12 protein-coding genes are annotated in these 16,693 nt (G+C 53.4%); 10 read left to right on the forward strand and 2 right to left on the reverse strand.

Translation table 11 applies throughout. The annotated features are described in order from the left end of the window. Nucleotides 1–11: 11 nt before the first annotated feature. The gene (locus tag FDX01_RS16815) at nucleotides 12–344 is read right to left on the reverse strand and encodes a tRNA-binding protein (RefSeq protein WP_137400181.1); all 333 of its coding nucleotides are present in this window, start codon (nucleotides 342–344) and stop codon (nucleotides 12–14) included. 209 nt (nucleotides 345–553) lie between these two features. Here FDX01_RS16815 and ebgR point away from each other — a divergent pair, with 209 nt between their 5' ends. From ebgR to FDX01_RS16850, 7 genes are all read left to right on the forward strand, one after another. Next, nucleotides 554–1,537, forward strand: a complete 984-nt coding sequence (ebgR, locus tag FDX01_RS16820; protein WP_137400182.1) for a transcriptional regulator EbgR — start codon at nucleotides 554–556, stop codon at nucleotides 1,535–1,537. A gap of 207 nt (nucleotides 1,538–1,744) precedes the next feature. Continuing rightward, nucleotides 1,745–4,837, forward strand: a complete 3,093-nt coding sequence (ebgA, locus tag FDX01_RS16825) for a beta-galactosidase subunit alpha (RefSeq protein ID WP_137400183.1) — start codon at nucleotides 1,745–1,747, stop codon at nucleotides 4,835–4,837. Then, a complete protein-coding gene (locus FDX01_RS16830; protein WP_115257437.1) occupies nucleotides 4,834–5,283 on the forward strand; it encodes a beta-galactosidase subunit beta in 450 nt (149 codons plus the stop codon). Before ebgA ends, FDX01_RS16830 begins: the two co-directional genes overlap by 4 nt. Before the next feature lie 65 nt (nucleotides 5,284–5,348). Then, a complete protein-coding gene (locus FDX01_RS16835; protein ID WP_096755593.1) occupies nucleotides 5,349–6,782 on the forward strand; it encodes an amino acid permease in 1,434 nt (477 codons plus the stop codon). Between the two features lie 83 nt (nucleotides 6,783–6,865). Continuing rightward, nucleotides 6,866–7,927: a protein YgjJ gene (gene ygjJ, locus FDX01_RS16840; RefSeq protein ID WP_137400184.1), complete on the forward strand. Its 1,062-nt coding sequence runs from the start codon at nucleotides 6,866–6,868 to the stop codon at nucleotides 7,925–7,927. Between the two features lie 16 nt (nucleotides 7,928–7,943). Continuing rightward, nucleotides 7,944–10,295 (forward strand): alpha-glucosidase, encoded by a 2,352-nt coding sequence (ygjK, locus tag FDX01_RS16845; RefSeq protein WP_137400185.1) that lies wholly within the window; start codon nucleotides 7,944–7,946, stop codon nucleotides 10,293–10,295. 181 nt (nucleotides 10,296–10,476) lie between these two features. After that, on the forward strand, nucleotides 10,477–12,495 hold the full coding sequence (locus FDX01_RS16850; protein ID WP_096755590.1) for an NADPH-dependent 2,4-dienoyl-CoA reductase: 2,019 nt from the start codon (nucleotides 10,477–10,479) through the stop codon (nucleotides 12,493–12,495). 129 nt (nucleotides 12,496–12,624) lie between these two features. Here FDX01_RS16850 and rlmG read toward each other — a convergent pair whose 3' ends face one another. Continuing rightward, nucleotides 12,625–13,761 carry a 23S rRNA (guanine(1835)-N(2))-methyltransferase RlmG gene (gene rlmG, locus FDX01_RS16855; RefSeq protein WP_135911360.1) on the reverse strand — a complete coding sequence of 379 codons (1,137 nt, stop codon included), beginning with the start codon at nucleotides 13,759–13,761 and terminating at the stop codon, nucleotides 12,625–12,627. 84 nt (nucleotides 13,762–13,845) lie between these two features. Here rlmG and FDX01_RS16860 point away from each other — a divergent pair, with 84 nt between their 5' ends. The 3 genes from FDX01_RS16860 (at nucleotide 13,846) to FDX01_RS16870 (ending at nucleotide 16,656) form a co-directional block, all read left to right on the forward strand. Continuing rightward, complete coding sequence (locus FDX01_RS16860; protein ID WP_096755588.1) at nucleotides 13,846–14,349, forward strand: M48 family metallopeptidase; 504 nt, start codon at nucleotides 13,846–13,848, stop codon at nucleotides 14,347–14,349. Between the two features lie 69 nt (nucleotides 14,350–14,418). Further along, nucleotides 14,419–15,417 (forward strand): Gfo/Idh/MocA family oxidoreductase, encoded by a 999-nt coding sequence (locus FDX01_RS16865; RefSeq protein ID WP_096755587.1) that lies wholly within the window; start codon nucleotides 14,419–14,421, stop codon nucleotides 15,415–15,417. A gap of 270 nt (nucleotides 15,418–15,687) precedes the next feature. Then, the gene (locus FDX01_RS16870) at nucleotides 15,688–16,656 is read left to right on the forward strand and encodes a TerC family protein (RefSeq protein ID WP_137400186.1); all 969 of its coding nucleotides are present in this window, start codon (nucleotides 15,688–15,690) and stop codon (nucleotides 16,654–16,656) included. The last annotated feature ends 37 nt before the right edge of the window (nucleotides 16,657–16,693 follow it).

The following is a 16,693-nucleotide window of genomic DNA, read 5'->3' on the forward strand; positions in this document are numbered from 1 at the left end:
GCATCACACGCTTACACAATCCGCACGCCTGCGGGCATCACGCGCTCTGGCGTCAACAGCACGCTTTCACTGCCATCGTCCGTTTCCGCACACAACAGCATGCATTCTGACGTTTCGCCGCGCATTTTCGCTTTTTGCAGATTACACAGCACCACCACCGTTTTCCCCATCAGCTCATCTTCGCGGTAGTAAGGCACCAAGCTGGTCACGGTTTGCAGCGTTCGTTCGCCGACATCGACCTGAACGATGTAGAGTTTATCGGCATTGTCATGACGCTTTACCTGGGTAATTTTTCCCACGCGAATTTCCATTCGGGTGAAATCCGTAAATGCGATCGTGTCCATTCTTTTCTCCTTTGGTAAAATTTTACTAAATGTTAGCAAAAAACCGTCCTGGCATTGTTCTCAAAAGCCGTAAAATGATGCGCCCATCACACTCTGAAAGCGGGGTTTTACCGTGAATATGTCAATTAGAAGTACTTTTTTTACTGAAAACAGGTGAATAGATAAGCACTTCATTTACAATGCGGGGGTAACTCAGGGAAAAGGTAAACATGGCAACACTTAAAGACATCGCAATCGAAGCTCGTGTATCCCTGGCGACAGTGTCCCGGGTGTTAAATGATGACCCGACGCTAAACGTAAAAGAAGAAACCAAGCGTCGCATTCTGGAGATCGCGGAAAAGCTGGAGTACAAAACCAGCAGCGCGCGTAAACACCAGACCAGTACGGTCGGCCCCCAGCATATTCTGGCGCTCTACAGCTACCAGCAGGATTTGGAAATCAACGATCCTTACTATCTCGCCATACGACACGGGATTGAAACGCAATGTGAAAAGCTGGGGATCGAACTGACCAACTGCTATGAACACAGCGGGTTGCCCGACCTTAAAAATATTACCGGCATTCTCATCGTTGGTAAGCCATCTCCTGCCCAGCGCGCCGCAGCAACCGCGCTGACCGACAATATCTGCTTTATCGACTTTCATGAACCCGGTAGCGACTATGATGCCGTCGATATCGATCTGACCCGCATCAGCAAAGAGAGTATCGATTTTTTCATCGCCCAGGGCGTGACCCGCATTGGCTTCATCGGCGGTGAAGACGAGCCGGGCAAAGCGGATATCCGCGAGGCCGCGTTTGTCGAATACGGTCGCCTGCAGCAGGTGGTCTCGGAACACGATATCTATCGTGGCGGATTCTCCAGCTCGTCAGGTTATGAGTTGGCGAAAAAAATGCTGGCCAAAGAAGATTATCCCAGCGCCCTGTTTGTCGCCTCAGACTCAATCGCCATTGGCGTTCTGCGCGCAATTCACGAACGTGGCCTGGCGATTCCACAGGATATTTCGCTGATTAGCGTCAATGACATTCCGACGGCACGATTCACCTTCCCTCCGCTGTCCACCGTGCGCATCCATTCAGAAATGATGGGCAGTCAGGGCGTTAACCTGCTGTTTGAAAAAGCCCGTGACGGACGCGCGCTGCCGCTGCTGGTTTTCGTGCCCAGCAAGCTGAAACTGCGCGGCACCACCCGCTAACCTCCCTTTTTTCGCGCCCGGTTTCTTCTGATACCGGGCATGCTTTGTCATGCCTTGTTTTTCTCTGCACGGGTTATTTTCGTGATCAAGTTAAAGTAAATCATCTTACCCACTATATTTTAGTAAAACTTTTACTAAAATCACCTGCAATACCACTTACTCACCATCACTTTGAATGGTTCCGATTTCTCTCCACCGGGAGGCCTTATGAATCGCTGGGAAAACATTCAGCTCACCCACGAAAATCGACTGGCGCCACGCGAATACTTTTTCTCTTATGACTCGGTTGCGCAGGCTCGCTCGTTTGCCCGTGAAACCAGCAGCCTTTTTCAACTGCTAAGCGGTCAGTGGAATTTTCAGTTCTTTGAGCATCCGCTGCAGGTGCCAGAAGCCTTTACGTCGCAGTATATGCACGACTGGGGCAGCATCACCGTCCCCGGCATGTGGCAGATGGAAGGACACGGCAAGCTGCAATATACCGACGAAGGTTTCCCGTTCCCGATTGATGTGCCCTACGTCCCCACCGATAACCCGACCGGTGCATATCAGCGGATGTTTACCCTCAGCGAAGGCTGGCAGGGAAAACAAACGCTGATTAAGTTCGACGGCGTTGAAACCTACTTCGAAGTGTACGTCAACGGCCAGTACGTGGGCTTCAGCAAGGGCAGTCGTCTGACGGCCGAATTTGATATCAGCGCAATGGTGCACACCGGTGACAACCTGCTGTGTGTGCGCGTGATGCAGTGGGCAGACTCTACCTACGTCGAAGACCAGGATATGTGGTGGTCCGCAGGGATCTTCCGTGACGTCTATCTGGTGGGCAAGCAGGCGACCCATATTCAGGATTTTACCGTTCGTACCGAGTTCGATGATAACTACCGCGATGCCACTCTCTCCTGCGACATTGTGCTGGAAAACCTTGCCGACTCACCGGCACAGACCTCGCTGGAATACACCTTATTTGACGGTGAGCGGGTGCTGCACAGCGGTGTTATCAGTCATCTGACTCTCGATAAGCTCACCCGTACTGCCTTTGATTTCGAGGTTAGTGCGCCACAGCAGTGGTCGGCTGAGTCGCCGTATCTTTATCATTTAGTGATGACGTTAAAAGATGCCAGCGGCAATATTATTGAGGTGGTTCCGCAGCGCGTCGGATTCCGCGACATTACGATCCGCGACGGGCTGTTTTACATCAACAATCACTACGTAATGCTGCACGGTGTTAACCGCCACGATAACGATCATCTGAAAGGCCGCGCGGTCGGAATGGATCGGGTCGAAAAAGATCTGCTGCTGATGAAGCAGCACAACATTAACTCGGTGCGTACCGCGCATTACCCGAACGATCCGCGCTTCTATGAGCTGTGCGATATCTACGGCCTGTTTGTGATGGCCGAGACCGACGTCGAATCCCACGGCTTCGCCAACGTCGGCGATATCAGTCGCATCACCGACGATCCGACCTGGGAACCGGTATACGTTGAGCGCATCGTGCGCCACATCCACGCACAGAAAAACCATCCGTCGATCGTCATCTGGTCACTGGGCAACGAATCCGGGTACGGCTGTAATATTCGTGCCATGTACCACGCTGCGAAAGCGCTGGATAACACGCGTCTGGTGCATTACGAAGAAGATCGCGACGCCGAAGTGGTGGACATTATTTCCACCATGTATACCCGCGTGCCGCTGATGAATGAGTTTGGTGAATATCCGCATCCGAAACCACGCATCATCTGCGAATACGCCCACGCCATGGGTAACGGCCCCGGCGGGCTGACGGAATATCAAAACGTTTTTTACCAGCACGATTGCATTCAAGGACACTATGTCTGGGAATGGTGCGACCATGGCATTCAGGCAAAAGATGATAACGGCAACGTCTGGTATAAATTTGGCGGTGACTACGGCGACTACCCGAATAACTACAACTTCTGCCTCGACGGCCTGATTTACCCCGATCAAACACCGGGACCGGGTCTGAAAGAGTATAAGCAGGTGATCGCCCCAGTGAAGGTCTACGCGAAGGACCTGACGCGCGGTGAACTGCGTGTCGCAAATAAGCTGTGGTTCACCACGCTTGACGACTACACCCTGCAAATTGAAGTGCGGGCCGAAGGAGAAACGCTCTCCACGCAGCGGATTAAACTTCACGACGTGGCCCCCAACAGCGACACACTGCTGCACTGCACGCTGCCGACGCTGGATGAGAGGGAAACCTTTCTCAATGTCATCGTCAGCAAAGACTCCCGCACGTCCTACAGCGACGCCGGGCACCATATTGCCACTTACCAGTTCCCGCTGAAGGCCAGAACCGCTACGCCAGTGCCGTTTAGTCAGCAAAACGCCAGCGCCCTGACGCTGGAAGACGATCGCCTGCGCTGCACCGTTCGCGGCTATAACTTCGCGATAACCTTCTCAAAGCTGAACGGGAAGCCGATCAGCTGGAACGTGAATGGCGAAGAGCTCATTACCCGCGAGCCGAAGATTAATTTCTTCAAGCCGACGATTGATAACCACAAACAGGAGTTCGAAGGTCTCTGGCAGCCAAATCATTTACAGATTATGCAGGAGCATCTGCGGGATTTTTCCCTCGAACACACTGACAATGCGGTGGTGATTACCAGCCAGACGATCATCGCCCCGCCGGTATTTGATTTCGGTATGCGTTGCACCTACCGCTGGCGGGTAACGGTCGACGGTCAGCTGAATGTTGAGCTTTCCGGTCAGCCTTACGGCGAGTATCCGCACATTATTCCGTGCATTGGCTTCACCATGGGCATCAACGGTGATTTGGGGCAAGTCGCGTATTACGGACGTGGTCCGGGCGAGAATTACGCCGACAGCCAGCAGGCCAACATTATCGATATCTGGCGTTCGACCGTGGATGCGATGTTCGAGAACTACCCGTTCCCCCAAAACAACGGCAATCGCCAGGATGTGCGCTGGGCAGCGCTGACCAACCGCCATGGCAACGGTCTGCTGGTCGTCCCACAACGTCCTGTCAATTTAAGTGCCTGGCGCTATACGCCCGAAAATCTCTTTGCCGCACAGCACTGCAATGAACTCCAGCGCAGCGAGGACATCACTCTGAATCTGGACCATCAATTACTGGGCCTGGGTTCCAACTCCTGGGGAAGCGAGGTACTCGACGCCTGGCGCGTCTGGTTCCGCGAGTTCAACTACGACTTTACGTTGCTGCCCATTTCCGGCACCGAGGCCACCGTTCAGACCACTGCTAATCGCGCCTTTGGCACGGAGTTCTTTTCCACGAATTTGCACAGCGAGAATACAAAATGAGGATCATCGATAACTTAGAGCAGTTCCGACAACTCTACGCTTCAGGTCGGAAGTGGCAGCGCTGCGTTGAGGCGATTGAAAATATCGACAACATTCAGCCCGGCGTCGCCCATTCCATCGGTGATTCGCTCACTTACCGCGTGGAGACCGACTCCGCTACCGATGCGCTATTTACCGGTCATCGCCGTTACTTTGAGGTGCATTACTACCTGCAAGGGCAGCAAAAAATTGAGTATGCCGCCAAAGAGGATTTACAGGTGGTTGAATACTATCGCGATGAAACCGATCGCGAATACCTGAAGGGATGCGGAAAAACGGTAGAAGTACACGAAGGGCAGCTGGTTATTTGCGACAACCACGAAGCCTACCGCTTTATCTGTAATAGCGCGGTGAAGAAAGTCGTACTCAAAGTCACCATCGAAGATGGTTATTTTCATAATAAATAAAAAGACAGGCGGCACAGAAGTTGTGCCGCCAGTACCCTACAATAATCAGGAATCGGAGATGTGCTATGTCTGATACCAAGCGTAATACCATCGGCAAGTTCGGCTTACTGTCGCTGACCTTTGCCGCCGTTTATAGTTTTAACAACGTAATCAATAATAATATTGAGCTTGGTCTGGCATCTGCACCGATGTTTTTCCTCGCCACGATTTTCTACTTTATTCCGTTCTGCTTAATCATTGCCGAATTTGTTTCACTGAACAAAAACTCCGAAGCCGGTGTTTACGCATGGGTAAAAAGCTCACTGGGCGGGCGCTGGGCATTTATTACCGCCTACACCTACTGGTTCGTTAACCTGTTCTTTTTTACCTCGTTACTTCCGCGCGTAATCGCCTATGCCTCCTATGCATTTTTAGGCTACGAATACATTTTGACGCCGTTCGCTACCACCGTGTTAAGTATGGTGCTGTTTGCCTTCTCAACCTGGGTTTCGACCAACGGCGCAAAAATGCTCGGGCCGATTACCTCCGTCACTTCCACGCTGATGCTGCTGCTGACGCTGTCTTATATTTTACTGGCGGGGACTGCGTTGGTTGGCGGCGTACAGCCTGCCGATCCCATCACCGTGGATGCCATGATCCCGAATTTTAACTGGGCCTTCCTCGGTATTACGACCTGGATTTTTATGGCGGCAGGCGGCGCGGAGTCCGTGGCGGTGTACGTCAACGACGTGAAGGGTGGCTCAAAATCATTTGTGAAAGTGATTATTATCGCCGGGATTTTTATCGGTGTGCTTTACTCAATCTCCTCAGTGCTGATCAACGTTTTTGTCAGCAGCAAAGAGCTGAAGTTTACCGGTGGCTCGGTGCAGGTATTCCACGGTCTGGCCGCATACTTCGGCTTACCTGAGCTGGTGGTTAACCGCTTTGTCGGTCTGGTGTCCTTTACCGCAATGTTTGGGTCACTGCTGATGTGGACCGCAACGCCGGTTAAAATTTTCTTCTCCGAAATCCCGGAAGGTATTTTTGGCAAGAAAACCGTCGAACTGAATGAAAACGGCGTTCCCGCTCGCGCAGCCTGGATCCAGTTTTTGATCGTGATACCGCTGATGATTATCCCCACGCTCGGTTCGAATACCGTGCAGGATTTAATGAATACCATCATTAACATGACCGCTGCGGCATCCATGCTGCCTCCGCTGTTTATTATGCTGGCCTATTTGAATCTGCGCGCCAAGCTGGACCACTTACCGCGCGACTTCCGCATGGGATCGCAAAAAACTGGGATTATCGTGGTATCGATGCTGATTGCCCTGTTCACCATTGGATTTATCGCTTCAACGTTCCCAACCGGCGGCAACATTATCACCATTATTTTCTATAACGTCGGCGGTATTGTTATTTTCCTCGGTTTTGCCTGGTGGAAATACAGTAAATACATCAAAGGACTGACCAAAGAAGAAAAAGCCATTGAAGCCGCACCAGCTTCAGACAGTCATTAATTCATAAAACATAATAACAATAAACAATATTCGCCAAGGCTATAACAATAAAAACATTATTTTATTTTGCTTAGGATAGAAGCATGAAAATCAATAGCCATTGTTGCAGGGCATTTATTGCCCTGCCCTTTTTCTGTGTTTCCTCTCTGGGTGCAGAAGAAGTGCGACCGGCAGAACACGACGACACAAAAACGCCCGCAATATCCTCTCCTTCATTTCGTTTTTATGGCGAACTGGGAATGGGGGGATATATGGATTTAGAGGGACAGGATAAACATAAATACAGTGACGGAACCTATATCGAAGGGGGCCTGGAAATTAAACACGGCTCGTGGTTTGGTCTGATCTATGGCGAAGGCTGGACCGTGCAGGCGGATCACCAGGGAAACGCCTGGGTGCCCGATCATAGCTGGGGCGGGTTTGAAGGTGGAATTAACCGATTTTACGGCGGTTACCGCACCGATGACGGCACGGAGCTAATGCTCAGCCTGCGCCAGGACTCATCGCTTGATGGCCTGCAATGGTGGGGAGACTTCACGCCGGATCTGGGCTACGTCATCCCCAACACGCGCGACATCATGACCGCCATTAAAGTGCAAAACCTGACCGGCCCGCTGCGTTATAGCGTGACCGCCACGCCTGCCGGACATCATGATGAAAGCAAGGCCTGGCTGCACTTCGGCAAATACGATCGCTACGACGATAAGTATACCTATCCGGCCATGATGAATGGCTACATCCAGTACGACCTGACCGAAGGCGTAACCTGGATGAACGGTCTGGAGATCACCGACGGCACCGGACAACTGTTCCTGACCGGCCTTCTCTCGCCTAACTTTGCTGCGCGCGCCTGGCATCACACCGGACGCGCCGACGGCCTGGATGAATGGGGTACAGAGACCGGCTATATGGTCAGTGCCATGTATGAAGCGCTCAAAGGCGTCTACCTCTCCACCGCCTACAGCTATGCCAAACATCGGCCAGACAACGCCGAGGATGAAACCACCTCTTTTATGCAGTTCGGTATCTGGTATGAATACGGCAGCGGTCGTTTCGCCACCGCCTTCGACAGCCGGTTCTATATGCAAAATGCATCTGGCGACCCGAGCGACCAGATCTTCCTGATGCAATATTTCTATTGGTAACAAGGACCGGAATACCATGAACATGACACCTATTCTTACGCCGCTGGCGTGTGGGCTGCTGATGAGTTTTTCCGCACTGGCAGCTAACGTAGACAGCGTTAAAAACGTCATCACTCGCACCGGCGCGCCAGGTTATATGCACGACTACGATTATGACGACCATCAGCGCTTTAATCCCTTTTTCGACCTCGGCGCATGGCACGGACACCTGTTGCCGGATGGCCCTGCAACAATGGGCGGCTTCCCTGGCGTGGCGCTGCTTACGGAAGAGTACATCAACTTTATGGCCACAAATTTTGACCGGCTGACGGTGTACCAGAACGGTAAAAAGGTCGATTTCACTCTCGAGGCTTACAGCCTGCCCGGCGCACTGGTACAGAAACTGTCATCCACTGCGGTGCAGGTCGAGATGACGCTGCGCTTTGCCAGTTCACATACCTCACTACTGGAAACCAAAATCACCAGCAATACGCCGCTGGATCTGGTGTGGGACGGAGAGTTACTGGAAAAGCTGGAAGCGAAAGAGGGAAAACCCCTCTCCGATAAAACCATTGATGGCGAGTATCCGGACTACCAGCGAAAAATCATCGCTACGCGCGACGGCCTGAAGGTCACCTTCGGTAAAGTGCGATCAACCTGGGATCTGCTGACCTCCGGCGAGTCGGAGTATCAGGTACACAAATCACTTGCCATGAACACCACTGTTGATGGCCACCGATTTACCAGTAAAGCGCATATCAATGGCTCTACCACGCTTTACACCACCTATTCACATCTGTTGACCGCGCAGGAGGTCAGCAAAGAACAGGCGCAGACCCGCGATATTCTGGCGCGCCCGTCTTCTTACATGCTCGCCTCACAGCAGCGCTGGGAATCCTATCTCAAAAAAGGTTTAAACAACCCGGATGCCACCCCAGAACAAACCCGCGTGGCGGTGAAAGCTATCGAAACGCTGAACGGTAACTGGCGCTCACCGGGCGGCGCAGTTAACTACAATACCGTGACACCGTCGGTAACGGGCCGCTGGTTCTCTGGCAATCAGACCTGGCCGTGGGACACCTGGAAGCAGGCGTTTGCAATGGCGCACTTTAACCCGGATATCGCGAAAGAAAATATTCGCGCTGTTTTCTCGTGGCAGGTTAAACCCGGCGATCCGGTGCGCCCACAGGATGCGGGATTTATTCCCGATCTGATTGCCTGGAACCTCAGCCCGGAACGCGGTGGTGATGGCGGTAACTGGAACGAGCGCAACACCAAGCCCAGCCTGGCGGCATGGTCGGTGATGGAAGTCTACAACGTCACCAAAGACAAATCCTGGCTCGAAGAAATGTACCCGAAACTGGTGGCATACCACGACTGGTGGCTGCGTAACCGCGATCATAACGGCAACGGCGTTCCAGAGTACGGCGCCACTCGCGATAAAGCGCACAACACCGCCAGCGGCGAGATGCTGTTCACGGTGAAAAAGGGTGACAAAGAAGAAACCCTGTCAGGGCTGCAAAACTATGCCGCTGTTACCCGCAACGGCCAGTATGACAGTCTGGAGATCCCGGCGCAGGTCGCCGCCTCGTGGGAATCCGGACGTGACGACGCCGCGGTGTTTGGTTTCATCGACAAAGAACAACTGGATAAGTACGTCGCTAACGGTGGCAAACGCAGCGACTGGGTGGTGAAATTCGCTGAAAATCGCAGCCACGACGGAAAATTACTGGGCTATTCGCTACTCCAGGAGTCGGTCGATCAGGCCAGCTACATGGTCAGCGATAACCATTACCTGGCGGAAATGGCGACCCTGCTCGGGAAAACGCAGGAGGCGAAACGCTATCAGGCGCTGGCGACGAAACTGACGGATTACATCAATACCTGTATGTTCGATGCGAATACGCAGTATTTCTATGACGTTCGCATTGAAGATAAGCCGCTGGCAAACGGCTGTGCCGGAAAACCGATTGTCGAACGAGGGAAAGGGCCGGAAGGCTGGTCACCGCTGTTTAACGGCGCGGCCACACAGTCTCATGCTGACGCGGTGGTGAAGGTGATGCTCGACCCGAAAGAGTTCAACACCTTTGTGCCGCTGGGCACCGCGGCGCTCACCAACCCGGCTTTCGGCCCGGATATTTACTGGCGCGGGCGCGTGTGGGTGGATCAGTTCTGGTTTGGCTTAAAAGGCATGGCGCGCTACGGCTACCGCGATGAAGCGCTGAAAATGGCGGATACGTTCTTCAACCATGCCAAAGGACTCACCGCGGACGGCCCGATTCAGGAAAACTATAACCCGCTGACCGGCGCGCAACAGGGTGCCCCCAACTTCTCCTGGAGCGCGGCGCATCTGTACATGTTGTATAATGATTTTCTTAAAAAACAGTAAGCTGTGACCTATTGCCGGATAAAGTGCTTGCACCGACATCCGGCAAATTCTTTCTCTGGCCCCACTCCTTTTTTGAATCCCATCACAATCACGGCATTCCCCTTTTCCCTTTTGCGCCGCGACGGCTAAATTAGTAACTCATCCGACCACATAACAATAATTTTACATACTGGACACAATTATGAGCTATCCGTCGCTGTTCGCCCCGCTCGATCTGGGATTCACCACGCTTAAAAACCGCGTGTTGATGGGTTCAATGCATACCGGTCTGGAAGAGTATCCCGATGGCGCAGAACGGCTGGCCGCGTTCTATGCCGAGCGCGCCCGTCACGGCGTCGCTCTGATTGTGAGCGGCGGTATTGCCCCTGCGCTTTCCGGCGTGGGTATGGAAGGCGGCGCGATGTTAAACGATGCCAGCCAGTTACCACATCACCGCGTAATTACCGACGCGGTGCATGACGAAGGCGGCAAAATCGCGCTGCAAATTCTGCATACCGGACGCTATAGCTATCAGCCGCACCTCGTCGCGCCCTCCGCTATTCAGGCGCCGATCAACCGCTTTACCCCGCATGAGCTGACCCACGATGAAGTGCTGCAACTGATTGAGGATTTTGCCCATTGCGCGCAGCTGGCGCGGGAAGCAGGCTACGACGGCGTAGAAGTCATGGGCTCGGAAGGCTATCTGATCAACGAATTTCTCACCCTGCGCACCAACCAGCGGACTGACCAATGGGGCGGCGATTACGCCAACCGCATGCGATTTGCCGTCGAGGTGGTACGGGCCGTTCGTCAACGTGCCGGTAACGACTTTATTATTATCTTTCGTCTGTCGATGCTCGACCTGGTGGAAAATGGCGGCACGTTTGACGAAACTGTCCAATTGGCGAAAGCCATTGAGGCAGCAGGTGCTACGATCATCAACACCGGGATCGGCTGGCACGAAGCACGGATCCCGACCATCGCCACGCCGGTGCCGCGCGGGGCGTTTAGCTGGGTGACGCGCAAGCTGAAAGGTCACGTAACGGTTCCACTGGTCACCACTAACCGCATTAATGATCCGGGAGTTGCCGACGATATTCTGGCCCGTGGCGATGCTGATATGGTGTCGATGGCACGCCCGTTCCTCGCCGATGCCGAGCTGCTGTCAAAAGCGCAAAGCGGGCGAGCGGATGAGATCAACACCTGCATAGGCTGTAATCAGGCCTGTCTGGATCAGATCTTCGTCGGCAAAGTGACGTCCTGCCTGGTGAACCCCCGCGCCTGTCATGAAACCAAAATGCCGATCGTAGCGGCGACACATCTGAAGAATCTGGCGGTAGTCGGTGCCGGTCCTGCGGGGCTCGCCTTTGCCATCAACGCCGCTTCACGCGGTCATCAGGTCACGTTGTTTGATGCCAACGCGGAGATCGGCGGACAGTTCAATATCGCCAAACAGATCCCCGGCAAAGAAGAATTTTACGAAACATTGCGCTATTACCGCCGGATGATCGACGTCACCGGCGTGACGCTGAAGCTGAATCATTTTGTCACCGCAGACGATCTGCTCTCGTTTGATGAAGTGATCCTCGCCAGCGGGATCGAACCACGCACGCCGCCGATCGACGGCATCGATCATCCTAAGGTACTGACCTATCTTGATGTCTTACGTGATAAAACGCCGGTAGGTCAACGCGTGGCGATTATCGGCAGCGGCGGGATCGGCTTTGATACCGCCATGTATCTGAGCCAGCCCGGCGAGCCCACCAGCCAAAACATTGCAGAATTCTGCGTGGAATGGGGAATCGATACCAGCCTCCAGCAAGCAGGTGGTTTACGCCCGGAAGGGCCACAGTTATCCCGTAGCCCGCGCCAGATAGTCATGTTGCAGCGTAAAGCCAGTAAACCGGGACAAGGGTTAGGTAAAACCACGGGCTGGATCCATCGCGCCACCCTGCTGTCTCGTGGAGTGAAAATGATCCCGGCGGTGAGCTATCAGAAGATCGATGATGATGGACTGCACGTGTTGATCAACGGCGAGCCTCAGCTCCTGAACGTGGATCATGTGGTAATTTGTGCAGGTCAGGAACCTCGTCGTGGACTGGTCGATCCGCTGCATGCGGCCGGTAAAACAGTACATCTGATCGGCGGGTGTGATGTGGCGTTAGAACTGGATGCCCGACGCGCCATCGCGCAAGGCACCCGACTGGCGCTGGAAATTTAACGTTATGTCTTTCGTTGGCCGGATAAGGTAATTACACACATCATTGCCTGATGGCGCTACGCTTATCAGGCCTACGAGGCAGTTCGTTGTAGGCCTGATAAGGTGTTAACCGCCATCCGGCATCAGCGATTAGCGGCGACGCCCTAATTTCACCGCTTTCAGCACCACAAATTTGTTGTTGGTGGCGATGGTTTCGCAGTTGCCGAAAATCTTCTTCAGCTTGTGGAAGTAGTCGAGGTGACGGTTTGCCACAATATACAGCTCGCCGTTAATCTTCAGGCAACGGCGGGCGTGGTGGAACATCTCCCACGCAATGTTATCAGTCAGTGCGTGCTTCTGATGGAACGGCGGGTTACACAGCACAGCGTCATAGCGGAACGGTTCCACGCCAGACAGCGCGTTGTTGATCATAAACTCGCAGCGGTCCAGCGCGTCTGGCATGTTGGTTTCCACGTTCAGGCGGCTGGACGCCACCGCCATCGGCGATTCATCCACAAACACCACGCTCGCTTGCGGGTTCTTCTCCAGCAACGTCAGACCCACTACGCCATTACCGCAACCGAGATCGACAATCTCACCTTCCAGATTGTCCGGCAGATGTTCGATAAAGAAACGTGCGCCAATATCCAGCCCGGTACGGGAGAAGACGTTAGCGTGATTGTGGATCGTCCAGTCGGTGCCTTCCAGCTTCCAGCTCAGCGTTTGTGAGGCGTCAGCCAGTTCAGGATTGCTGAACGTACAGTTGATCAGACGGGCTTTTTTCCATGCCAGCGTGGTGGTGGTTGGGCCCAGCACCTTTTCAAACAGCTCAAGCGTCGAGGTATGCACATCGCGCGCCTTCGCCCCGGCGATAATACGCGTTTGCGGCGTGACGACCAGGCGTAACGCACGCAACTGCTGTTCCAGCAGCGCCATGGTTTTTGGCAGCTTAATCAGTACCACGCCCGGCGCCTGTGGGTAATCGACCGTGCTGTCGAGGAACTGGACGCTGGATTCGGCAATGTCGTTATGACGCAGGTTTTCACGCGTTGCCAGTTCGCTTAAATAAGAGTCGCCAATGCTGTACGGCGAATGTTCCGCCAGCGCACAGCCCAGCGCACCGAAGGTATCATTCAGGAGCAGCACCGGGCCGCAAATCTCGGTATCGTCCAGCTGTTGCAGCAGATATTCATCTGCAGCTTCCCACGCCAGCAGCGGGTTAACGTCATCCGTTTCCGGGAAACGTTTAAGTGACAGCGAACGGAAACCGTTGTCTATGTGGCTCATCGGCCCTCCTGAATGGTAAAATTTCGGCGTATCCCTGAAAAGGGTGCGTGAGTATACACTTTTTATACTTTATATGGGGCACAAATGAGTCAGTTGACCTATCTGCAGGGCTACCCGGAGAATTTACTTGATCAGGTTCGAACCTTGATCAGCGAGCAACGTCTGGGCGCGGTCCTGGAAAAGCGTTATCCGGGTACGCATGACTTCGCGACCGATAAGGCGCTCTGGCAATATACCCAGGATCTGAAAAGTCAGTTTCTGCGCAATGCCCCTCCGCTCAATAAAGTGATGTATGACAGTAAGATCCACGTGTTGAAGAATGCGCTTGGACTGCATACCGCCGTCTCTCGCGTGCAGGGCGGCAAGCTGAAAGCAAAAGCGGAAATTCGCGTCGCCACCGTATTTCGCAACGCCCCGGAACCTTTTTTACGCATGATCGTGGTTCATGAACTGGCGCATCTGAAAGAAAAAGAACACGACAAAGCGTTTTACCAGCTGTGCTGCCATATGGAACCTCAGTATCACCAACTGGAGTTCGACACCCGCCTGTGGTTAACGCAACAATCGCTAAAACAAACTGCGCAGTAGCGCACTGGCTTTGTCAGCAAGGCATGCTAAATTGGCGCAAGGATCCCTTTTCGCAGCCTGAAGGCCTTTATGATACGTTTCGCAGTGATTGGCACAAACTGGATCACCCGCCAGTTTGTGGATGCCGCCCATGAAACCGGCAAATATAAGTTAACCGCAGTCTATTCCCGCAGCCTTGAACAGGCGCAAAGCTTCGCCAACGATTATCTCGTCGAGCATTTGTTTACTTCGCTGGATGCAATGGCGCAGAGTGACGCTATTGATGCAGTGTATATCGCCAGCCCAAACTCTCTGCACTTCCCGCAGACCGAGCTGTTCTTACGCCATAAAAAGCACGTCATTTGTGAGAAACCGCTGGCATCAAACCTGGCAGAAGTCGATGCCGCTATCGCCTGCGCCCGGGAAAATCAGGTGGTGTTGTTTGAGGCGTTTAAGACCGCCTGCCTGCCCAATTTCCTGCTGCTGCAGCAATCTCTGCCCAAGGTAGGAAATGTCAGAAAGGCGTTTATCAATTACTGCCAGTACTCTTCACGCTACCAGCGTTATCTGAACGGTGAAAACCCGAATACCTTTAATCCAGCGTTCTCAAATGGCTCGATTATGGATATCGGCTTTTACTGCCTGGCTTCGGCGGTTGCGCTGTGGGGCGAACCGCAGAGCGTACAGGCCAGCGCCAGCCTGCTGGCAAGCGGTGTTGATGCCCACGGCGTTGTGGTGCTGAACTACGGTGATTTCAGCGTCACGTTACAGCATTCCAAAGTGAGCGACTCGGTGCTGGCCAGCGAGATTCAGGGCGAATCAGGGTCACTGGTCATTGAGAAAATCTCCGAATGCCAGAAAGTCTGTTTTGTTCCGCGTGGTGGAAAAACGCAGGATCTGACGGTGCCTCAGCACATCAATACTATGCTGTATGAGGCAGAGCGCTTTGCTCATCTGGTTGAATCCGGCGAAGTGGATCACCCGGCACTGGCTGTCAGTCGCATTACCGCTAAGCTGCAAACGGAAATTCGCCGCCAGACCGGCGTCGTTTTCCCAGCAGATAGCGCGAATACGTCGCTGATTGCGTAAAACTGTGTAAAACAAATGTTGCAGGCCATTGACTGAAAGCGTGGCCTGTAATACTTTGTTACCCGCAAAGGGGAGTAACTTCGTTGTCGGTTGATCGTCATTACGATGTGTGAAAAACCACATCCGGTCGCCGGGCGATAACAAAGGAATACGTCAACGTATTCCTTTGTTGTTGTAAGTGAGACCTTGCCGAATGGCAAGGTCTATGCATGAAAAGCAGCGGCTAACGTCATTCGGCGTTGGCCGTTTTTTTATGCATGGGGAAATATAATGAATACTGTCGGCACACCGTTGTTATGGGGTGGCTTCGCTGTTGTAGTGGTGATTATGCTGGCCATCGACCTGCTGTTGCAGGGTCGTCGCGGCGCGCATACGATGTCAATGAAGCAGGCGGCTGCCTGGTCAATCGTCTGGGTCACCTTGTCGTTACTGTTTAACGCCGTATTCTGGTGGTATCTGGCAGAAACCCAGGGGCGTGCGGTCGCAGACCCGCAGGCGTTGGCGTTCCTCACCGGCTATTTGATCGAGAAATCATTGGCGGTGGATAACGTCTTTGTCTGGCTGATGCTGTTTAGCTACTTCTCGGTGCCGCCAGCGTTGCAGCGTCGAGTGCTGGTGTATGGCGTGCTGGGGGCGATTGTTCTGCGTACCATCATGATCTTCGCGGGCAGCTGGCTTATCACCCAGTTCGAATGGCTGCTGTACGTGTTCGGCGCGTTCCTGCTGTTTACCGGCGTGAAGATGGCGCTGGCAAAAGATGATGCTTCCGGCATTGGCGACAGGCCGTTAGTGCGCTGGCTGCGCGGTCATCTGCGTATGACCGACACCATCGAGAACGAGCATTTCTTCGTGCGTAAAAACGGTCTGCTGTTCGTTACGCCGCTGATGCTGGTGCTGATTCTGGTTGAGTTGAGCGATGTTATCTTTGCCGTCGACAGCATTCCGGCAATCTTTGCCGTGACCACCGACCCGTTCATCGTACTGACCTCTAACCTGTTTGCCATCCTTGGTCTGCGTGCGATGTACTTCCTGCTGGCCGGCGTGGCGGAGCGTTTCTCGATGCTGAAGTACGGCCTGTCGATCATTCTGGTATTTATCGGCATCAAGATGCTGATTGTCGACTTCTACCATATCCCTATCGCTATCTCGTTAGGCGTGGTGTTCGGGATCCTGTTTGTGACGCTGATTGTGAATGCGTGGGTCAACCACCAGCACGATAAAAAGCAGCAAACGCAGTAACACTCATCCACTAGCCTACAAAGCCCGACGCCCACTG

This window comes from Citrobacter sp. wls613, from assembly GCF_005281195.1.
Classification (GTDB): Bacteria; Pseudomonadota; Gammaproteobacteria; order Enterobacterales; family Enterobacteriaceae; genus Citrobacter; species Citrobacter gillenii.

What these genes read in the sequence shown, in the direction of transcription:
- FDX01_RS16815 (WP_137400181.1), bottom strand. Translation starts at nt 344, where the DNA reads ATGGACACGATCGCATTTACGGATTTCACCCGAATGGAAATTCGCGTG.
- ebgR (WP_137400182.1), top strand. Translation starts at nt 554, where the DNA reads ATGGCAACACTTAAAGACATCGCAATCGAAGCTCGTGTATCCCTGGCG.
- ebgA (WP_137400183.1), top strand. Translation starts at nt 1,745, where the DNA reads ATGAATCGCTGGGAAAACATTCAGCTCACCCACGAAAATCGACTGGCG.
- FDX01_RS16830 (WP_115257437.1), top strand. Translation starts at nt 4,834, where the DNA reads ATGAGGATCATCGATAACTTAGAGCAGTTCCGACAACTCTACGCTTCA.
- FDX01_RS16835 (WP_096755593.1), top strand. Translation starts at nt 5,349, where the DNA reads ATGTCTGATACCAAGCGTAATACCATCGGCAAGTTCGGCTTACTGTCG.
- ygjJ (WP_137400184.1), top strand. Translation starts at nt 6,866, where the DNA reads ATGAAAATCAATAGCCATTGTTGCAGGGCATTTATTGCCCTGCCCTTT.
- ygjK (WP_137400185.1), top strand. Translation starts at nt 7,944, where the DNA reads ATGAACATGACACCTATTCTTACGCCGCTGGCGTGTGGGCTGCTGATG.
- FDX01_RS16850 (WP_096755590.1), top strand. Translation starts at nt 10,477, where the DNA reads ATGAGCTATCCGTCGCTGTTCGCCCCGCTCGATCTGGGATTCACCACG.
- rlmG (WP_135911360.1), bottom strand. Translation starts at nt 13,761, where the DNA reads ATGAGCCACATAGACAACGGTTTCCGTTCGCTGTCACTTAAACGTTTC.
- FDX01_RS16860 (WP_096755588.1), top strand. Translation starts at nt 13,846, where the DNA reads ATGAGTCAGTTGACCTATCTGCAGGGCTACCCGGAGAATTTACTTGAT.
- FDX01_RS16865 (WP_096755587.1), top strand. Translation starts at nt 14,419, where the DNA reads ATGATACGTTTCGCAGTGATTGGCACAAACTGGATCACCCGCCAGTTT.
- FDX01_RS16870 (WP_137400186.1), top strand. Translation starts at nt 15,688, where the DNA reads ATGAATACTGTCGGCACACCGTTGTTATGGGGTGGCTTCGCTGTTGTA.